Genomic DNA, 5,739 nt, shown 5'->3' on the forward strand with positions numbered 1-5,739 from the left:
AAGATCAAAGTAATATTAATTTTAAATATGTAACCAATTTAAAAGAGCTAAAAGAGATTATAAAATCTAGTCAAAAGCCAATTTTGATAGATTTTTGGGCGAGTTGGTGTGTTAATTGTAAAGAGCTTGAAAGAGATGTTTTAACCCAAAGCGATGTAGCTAAGAAGCTTAATGAGTTTATACTAATAAAGATTGATTTAAGCCAATCAAGCCCAGAAAATGAGGAGCTAATGAGAGAGTATCAAATTTATGGACCTCCAGTTTTATTAATATATAATAATGGTGAGCTAAAATCTCAAATTACTGGATTAATTAGTCCTAATGAGTTGCTACAAAGGCTAAATCAAATTTAAGGCAAATTAAATGATAAAGGTGTTAGTAGTTATGTTTTTTGCAACTTCGATGGCGATGGCTAAATATATTTCTGTAGATATTGATAAGAGTGTAATGAGTGATAATAGTATACAGATTATCGATATTAGAACTCCAAATGAGTGGAAGCAGGGAGTTTTAAAGGGTGCTATTTTAGTAAATTTAACTGATAACAATGGTGAATTTAATGAGAAATTTCTAGAAAATATCAAGGAGAAAATCGATCCAAATAAGAAAATTGCTATAATTTGCCGAAGTGGAGTACGTAGTCTAAGAGCCTCTGAATTGTTAGTTCAAAATGGTTATAAAGATGTGATAAATCTCTCTGGTGGTATGATACTAGCATCACAAATAGGGTTAGATATAGTAAAACCATGAATGATAAAGTAAAGCGAGTTAAATACCTACGAGGGCTTGAAAAATTTGCTAAATTAGTTATAAGAAATCTAAAGCGTGATGATTATGATAGTATTAAATTTCGCACGTTAGTAGAGAAAAATGCAGAAATTTTAGCTAAAATAGAGCCAGTTTATCTTGATCAACCATATGCAAAATCACTTTGTGAGTTTGTAAATTTAGTCATTACCATAGATGATAAGGCAATGCTTTTAAAGGCTGCTAATTCTCTTGAAAAGCTCAAAAATTCAAAAAGCTATAAAAAAGATAAGCATAAAGGTCAGATTTATGAGTAAAGTTATAATTTTTGATATGGACGGCACGCTAATTGATAGCACAAAAGCTATTTGTGAGACTATTAATTATATGCGAAAAGGGTTAAATTTAACTCCTCTTAGTTATAGTTATATTATTGAAGTTATTAACAATCCGGCAAAAAACTATATGATAGAGTTTTATGGTGTTGATAGAATCAGTAACAATATGATGAAAATTTTTGAAGATGAGTATCAAAAAAATTACTTTTTACATGCTAAAGTATATGATGAGGCGATGGCGGTTATGAAGTATTGCGAGGATAAAAATTATGCTATGGCAGTAGCGTCTAATGCACCTAATTCTAGTCTAGAGATAATCTTAAAAAATGCTAAAATTCTAGATAAATTTAAGATGATTATAGGTGCTAGTAGTAAAGTTCCATGCAAGCCAGCCCCTAATATGTTAAATTTAATTATGGATAGCCTTGGTAAACAAGCCATTTTTATTGGTGATAGCTATAAGGATTCTATGGCGGCTAAAAACGCAAATATAAAATATATAAATGTAACTTGGGGTAGAGATATCCAAATTTTAGATGAGATAAATTGTAAAAACGCTAACGAAGTTATAAAAAACATAGGCTAACTGTGTAAATTTGATACATTTAGAAATTTTATTTAACTAAAAATCATATTTTTAAACTTTATGATTAAAATTTAATGCTATAATCAAAGAATTTTAATTAAAGGTGAAAATATGAAGAAGCTAAATGGCTCGCAAATGATAAGCGAAGCGCTAAAACATGAAGGTGTTAGCGTTGTCTTTGGCTATCCTGGTGGCGCAGCACTAAATATATATGATGAAACTTATAAACAAGAGTATTTTACACATATCCTAACACGTCACGAGCAGGCTGCCTTACATGCGGCTGATGGTTATGCTAGAGTTAGTGGCGAGGTCGGTGTAGCATTTGTTACTAGTGGACCAGGTTTTACAAATGCGATTACAGGACTAGCTACGGCTTATGCTGATTCTATTCCACTAGTACTTATTAGCGGACAAGTAGGACTACCGCTTATTGGTACAGATGCATTTCAAGAGATTGATGCAGTAGGCATTTCAAGACCATGCGTAAAGCATAATTTTTTAGTCAAAAGTATTGAAGAGTTACCACTAATTTTAAAACAGGCATTCTATATAGCTAGAAGTGGTCGCCCAGGTCCGGTGCATGTAGATATTCCAAAGGATGTTACGGCTGCAGTTGGGGATTTTATATATCCTAGTGAGATTAAAATGCAGACATATAAGCCAAATATAAAAGGTCACCCTAATCAAATCAAAAAAGCTTGCGAAGCTATTTTATCATCTAAAAAACCAATAGCATATATTGGTGGTGGTGCAGTAAGTAGTGGCGCTAGTGATGAGATTAGAAAATTTATCCAAACCACTCAAATTCCAGCAGTAGAAACCCTGATGGCGCTTGGAGTATTAACTTCAGTTAATCCATTAAACTTAGCAATGGTTGGAATGCATGGAAGCTATGCAGCCAATATGGCATTGAGCGAGGCTGATCTTATTATCTGTCTTGGAGCTAGATTTGATGATAGAGTAACTGGTAAACTTAGTGAATTTGCCAAAAATGCCAAAATTATACATATTGATATCGACCCAAGTAGCATTGGCAAGATTGTAAGCGTGGATTATCCAATAGTTGGCGATCTTAAAAATGTAATGATTGAGATAAATGATAGATTAGAGATTAGTGGAGATCCGTTTGCAAATTGGCGAGAACAGATTGAAATTTATAAAAAACTTCATCCGCTTAGCTATAAAGATAGCGATGAAGTACTAAAACCACAATGGGTAATTGAAAAAATGGGGCAAATGCTACCTAAAGAGAGCATAATCGCTACTGATGTAGGTCAGCATCAGATGTGGGTAGCGCAGTTTTTCCCATTTAATCGCCCTAGGCAGTTGCTTACAAGTGGCGGGCTAGGCACTATGGGCTATGGCTTACCAGCTGCAATGGGAGCAGCATGGGCTAGTGATGCGCCAGTTATTGCAGTTAGTGGCGATGGTGGATTTTTGATGAATATTCAAGAGTTAATGACACTAGTAGCAAATAAAAAACGTGTGATAAATATTATCTTAAATAATAATTTCTTAGGTATGGTTCGTCAGTGGCAGACTTTCTTTTATGATGAGAGATATTCTAATACAGATCTTAGCATTCAGCCAGATTTTGTCAAAATTTGTGAAGGTTTTGGCGGTAAGGGTTTTGTAGCTACTACAAAGGCTGAATTTGAGTCTGCTTTAGCTGCTGCTTTAGAGTGTGAAAGCGTAAGCGCAATTGAGGTTAAGATAGATAGATTTGAAAATGTCTTGCCTATGGTTCCAGCTGGTGCTGCGATTTATAATATGATATTGGAGTAGGAATGAGAAGAGTTATTTCAGCAATTGTATTAAATGAACATGGAGTTTTAAGCCGTATAGTTGGACTATTTTCTGGGCGTGGGTACAATATCGACTCTTTAACAGTAGCACCGATACCAGAGAGCGAATTCTCTCGTGTGACAATTACTACTAGTGGTGATGCTAGAGTATTTGAACAGATTGTAAAGCAGCTTCATAAGCTAATACCTACCTATAAAGTTATCGATGATAGTGGTGAGTATGTAGAAAAAGAGATGGCATTGATTAAAATTTCACTTAGTGAAGACTTTAGCGGATTAGATGCGATATTAAAATCATATAATGCTATAGTCGCTAATGCTAATGAGCAGTATATAATTATAATGGGTTGTGATAACTCTACTAGAATCGACTGTTTTATTAAGGTGATGAAAAAATACAACCCAATTCAAATAGTCCGTAGCGGCTCAGTAATGATGGAAGTGTAATGAAATTAAGTCAAATTTACTCTATTTTGGGATTGGAATTTAGTGGCGATGATATGGAGATAGTATCGCTTAGCTCACTAGCTTTAGCTAAAAGAGCGCAAATGAGTTACTGTGATTCATCTAAAAATACAAAATATTTACCAGATTGTCAAGCCGGTGCTATCCTTGTAACAAAAGAGATGGTTGAGATGGTAAATGGAAGAGCAGTCGTAGTAGATAATCCGCATCTTGCTTTTGCGATTTTATCTAAGCATTTTGCTAAGGCGCTAATTAGAGATTTTAAACCATCAAATATTGATGAGAGCGTAACTATAATGCCAAATGTTTATATAGGAAATGGTGTAAGCATCGGTAAAAACTGCCTAATAATGCCAGGAGCTTACATTGGCGATGATGTTAAAATTGGCAATGATTGTATAATCCATCCAAATGTAACAATCTATGCTGATAGTATAATTGGCAATGAATGCATTATAAATGCAAATTCAGTTATCGGTAGCGATGGATTTGGCTATGCTCATACAAAGACTGGCGAACATATTAAAATTTATCATAATGGCTGGGTTATCTTAGAAGATTGCGTAGAGATTGGTGCTTGTACTACAATAGATAGGGGGGTTTTTGAGCCAACAATAGTTCGCAAATACTCCAAAATTGATAATCTAGTACAAGTGGGTCATAATTGTGAAATTGGCTATGGTAGCATTCTAGTATCTCAAGTTGGTTTAGCAGGTAGTACTAAGCTTGGTCGTAATGTAATAATGGGTGGACAAAGCGGTACTGCTGGACATCTAAGTATAGGTGATTTTGCTAAAATAGCTGGGCGTGGCGGTGTATCAAAAAATCTAGAAGGCGGCAAAGAGTATGGCGGATATCCTATTATGGAACTTAAAGAGTGGTTTAAAACACAGGCTAGATTCTTGCGTGAATTTGGTAGCAAAAAAATAGCAAAAAGGTAAAATATGGAAAATAAGGATCAATTTATAAATCGTGAATTATCTTGGCTTAGGTTTAATTCTAGAGTTTTAGCACAATGTAGCAAGGATCTTCCACTACTTGAAAAACTTAAATTTATAGCGATTTACTGTACAAATTTAGATGAATTTTATATGATTAGAATCGCAGGACTTAAGCAGCTATTTGCTGCTGGTATCGTAGTAAGCGGTAGCGATGAGATGACTCCGCTAGATCAGTTAAGAGAGATTAGAAAATACCTAAAAGATGAACAAGAGGTACTAGAAAATTACTATAAAGACACAGTTAGCAAGCTTGCAGGACATGGATTATTTATCCAAAATTATGAAGAGTTAAGCGACGAAGTAAAATCTAGAGCAGATGAATATTTTTTCTCAAACATTCTACCTGTTATTGTGCCAATTGCGGTTGATCCTACGCACCCATTCCCGCATCTTAATAACCTTAGCTTTGCTTTGGCAGTTAAGCTTTGCGATGATGCTCACCCTGAGATTATTAAGTTTGGTATGATTAGAATTAGTAGAGTCTTGCCTAGATTTTATTATGCTGGTGATGGAATTTATGTACCAATTGAGAGTATAGTTCATAGGCATGCAGCTGAAATTTTCCCAGGATATAGACTGCTTAGTAGTTGTGCATTTAGAGTAACAAGAAATGCTGATATGGTAATTGAAGAAGAAGAAGCCGATGATTTTATGATGATTTTAGAGCAGGGGCTTAAGCTTCGTAGAAAAGGGGCATTTGTTAGACTTCAAATAGATTCTGGATGTGATCCTGAGATTTTAGATTTTCTAAATTTACATATGAAAATCTTTTATAAAGATATCTATGAATATAA

7 protein-coding genes and 1 pseudogene are annotated in these 5,739 nt (G+C 34.4%); all 8 read left to right on the plus strand.

Features of this window, described 5'->3' with window-relative positions:
* Positions 1-353, plus strand: a 353-nt coding sequence (locus tag J6V67_RS06680) for a thioredoxin fold domain-containing protein (protein WP_291860549.1), incomplete at its 5' end; no start/stop codon positions are given.
* A gap of 10 nt (positions 354-363) precedes the next feature.
* Positions 364-750, plus strand: coding sequence for a rhodanese-like domain-containing protein (locus J6V67_RS06685; protein ID WP_291860552.1), 387 nt, complete (start codon positions 364-366; stop codon positions 748-750).
* Positions 747-1,064, plus strand: coding sequence for a hypothetical protein (locus J6V67_RS06690; RefSeq protein WP_291860555.1), 318 nt, complete (start codon positions 747-749; stop codon positions 1,062-1,064). The genes J6V67_RS06685 and J6V67_RS06690 overlap by 4 nt, the downstream gene beginning before the upstream one ends.
* Positions 1,057-1,671, plus strand: coding sequence for an HAD family hydrolase (locus J6V67_RS06695; RefSeq protein ID WP_291860558.1), 615 nt, complete (start codon positions 1,057-1,059; stop codon positions 1,669-1,671). Before J6V67_RS06690 ends, J6V67_RS06695 begins: the two co-directional genes overlap by 8 nt.
* 111 nt (positions 1,672-1,782) lie before the next feature.
* Positions 1,783-3,459 carry an acetolactate synthase large subunit gene (locus tag J6V67_RS06700; RefSeq protein WP_291860561.1) on the plus strand — a complete coding sequence of 559 codons (1,677 nt, stop codon included), beginning with the start codon at positions 1,783-1,785 and terminating at the stop codon, positions 3,457-3,459.
* Between the two features lie 2 nt (positions 3,460-3,461).
* Positions 3,462-3,926, plus strand: a complete 465-nt coding sequence (ilvN, locus tag J6V67_RS06705) for an acetolactate synthase small subunit (RefSeq protein WP_291860564.1) — start codon at positions 3,462-3,464, stop codon at positions 3,924-3,926.
* A complete protein-coding gene (gene lpxD / locus J6V67_RS06710; protein ID WP_291860567.1) occupies positions 3,926-4,885 on the plus strand; it encodes a UDP-3-O-(3-hydroxymyristoyl)glucosamine N-acyltransferase in 960 nt (319 codons plus the stop codon). The genes ilvN and lpxD overlap by 1 nt, the downstream gene beginning before the upstream one ends.
* Before the next feature lie 3 nt (positions 4,886-4,888).
* A pseudogene (locus J6V67_RS06715) lies at positions 4,889-5,739 on the plus strand (RNA degradosome polyphosphate kinase); the annotation flags it as partial.

It is taken from the genome of Campylobacter sp. (assembly GCF_017646085.1).
Lineage (GTDB): Bacteria > Campylobacterota > Campylobacteria > Campylobacterales > Campylobacteraceae > Campylobacter.